Annotated in this window: 1 protein-coding gene; it reads right to left on the reverse strand. The window is 39.6% G+C overall.

What is annotated here, in order from left to right:
* Positions 1 to 2,115 (reverse strand): hypothetical protein (locus tag RDQ32_RS11070; protein ID WP_308580541.1); only part of this gene is annotated, 2,115 nt, incomplete at both ends.

Below are 2,115 nucleotides of genomic sequence, written 5' to 3' on the forward strand. Positions count from 1 at the left end.
GGTTCTGTAACCGCATAAGATACTGATCTTGATTTGTTCCTAAAAGCATCAAAATTAAACAATGCTCCCCATAGTCCAGCTTCATAAAGCCTTTCTCATCTTTTAAGCCCATGGCCTCTGTGGGTTTTTTGAAATCTTTATTTTTTTCTTTCTTGCCCCCACCATCCTTTCCGCCGGAGGAATCATTCCCTCCGGTCTTTCCGGAACTGTCACCACTTGAGTCTTTGGAACTTGATGAGCCACCGGTACCGGAGGAGTCATTGGTGCTAGAGGAGTCACCGGCATTATCCGAGGAGCCCTGCGTTTCTTCACTGTTATTTTTGGATTTTTTCGCCAAGCCCTCTGTCTTTTCTTTAATCTTACCCTGTAAAGCATCACTTATACCGGTGCATTGCAACAGGTCAGCAATTAAATCCGGAAGTCCCGCGGTAGACATATAGGCTTTTAGCTTAATAAAACTAACGGATTGTTTGTTGACCAGAAGAATCATATCAATAAAGGCCTCCACTATAAGAAGAATCACAAAAAATAGTGCTATAAAGGGACCTGTAACGCTTGTTGCCTGAAGCCAATCTGATTCTGCAATAGCAGGAAGATTCGTGAGTAATCTTAATAAAAAGATATTAAAGAAGGTACCTACCTGTGCTCCTTTTTCCGAGTTGGAACCGGTAAATAGATACTCTAATTCTGCTCCCTTGTATAATTTGTCGCTTCCGCCTGCATTGTCCATCTTGGGATAATTCCAAAAATCTCCGTCTAAGAAGCCTATGTTATAGGTGCCGCCGGCCATTTCAAAAATATTGCTATAATCATATCCCGTTAAAGTTGAGCCATCACTGTAATTGGTTCTGTTAGGCATGTTGTAGACACCGTAACCATAGAGAAGATAGTTCTTCCCCAGGTTTTCTTTGAACATAAGAAGTCGACCAAGATTTTGGAGTCTGCTACTTGCCCAATCATATATGCCCTTGAAAAAAGTAACCATGCTGGTCAAATAAGACCCAAGGGCTTTCAAAATTCCCAAAAAATCCGCTCCGCTTACCGCTGTAATGAAGTCGGTGATAGAAGAAAGCAAATCTACAATACTGTCCGTCATTTCTGCTGATCCCAGATCCAGTACACCACTTTGATTAATCAGTTCATTGGGATCCAAATTCGAATCTAAGGAACCGTCATACAAAATTTTTACACCCAAAATCTCATACAACAAATCCTTAAGCTGTGTTGCAATATCAACGCTGTCATCAGAGCCCTTAATGATGTTTTGTAAATCTCCATATAAAGCAGCTGTTCTTTGGTCCACATCCTCTATTTCCGACAGAACTACATAACCCTCGATTTTTTCGTCTTTTTCAGCAGAATAAGACTCCAGTTTTTTCGCCTGTTCTTCTAATTTTCCATCATCTTCTTTTCCGTCATTGTATAATTCCTTTTGGTAGGAATCTAAACTGTTTTGCACCTGATTATTGATTTCATGATAGGTCACAAATAAAGGATCCTGTAATGTATCCACACCATGTTTATTCTTATCATATTCTTGGGTATTACTAATCAGTTCATCCGCTGCTTTTCTAAACGATTCCTGATTCTTCACAAAATCCCTCTCCTTCTCTTTTAAAGAAGAAAGATTCTCTTTTAGATCTCTGGTCGCTGTACCAAAGGCTCCGGCTTTACTGTTTACATCACTAATGTAGGAATCTAAAGAAATATCCTCTCCATTATCCTTCTTGCTTCTTGCCTCTTCTAAAGCTTGATAAGCATCATCGTAGGCCTTTCTTGCTTCTTTATACTTTGTTAAAGACTCTCCGTATTTCTTTGCTTCATCGGAGTATTCTTTTAAAGATTTTGCCATATTAATGGCGGAATCGGTAATATCAATGGCGTTCTTTCCACCATCCATCACATTTTTACATACCTTCAGGGAATCTAAGTTATAGAAGTTAGATAATAAATCTTCTATATTTAAACCTTCCACCAAGGTATTGATAGGTACGGAAAGCTCACTGTATTCATACACTTCCTGTCTTAATGCCAAAGGTTCAATAAGCGAATTTTTTCCTTCTGCCGATCCTCCCGCTAAGCTAATGGCCTTTCCGAAGCCTTGGACGTTCGCTT

The sequence above is a fragment of the uncultured Oribacterium sp. genome (assembly GCF_902481605.1).
GTDB lineage: Bacteria > Bacillota > Clostridia > Lachnospirales > Lachnospiraceae > Oribacterium > Oribacterium sinus.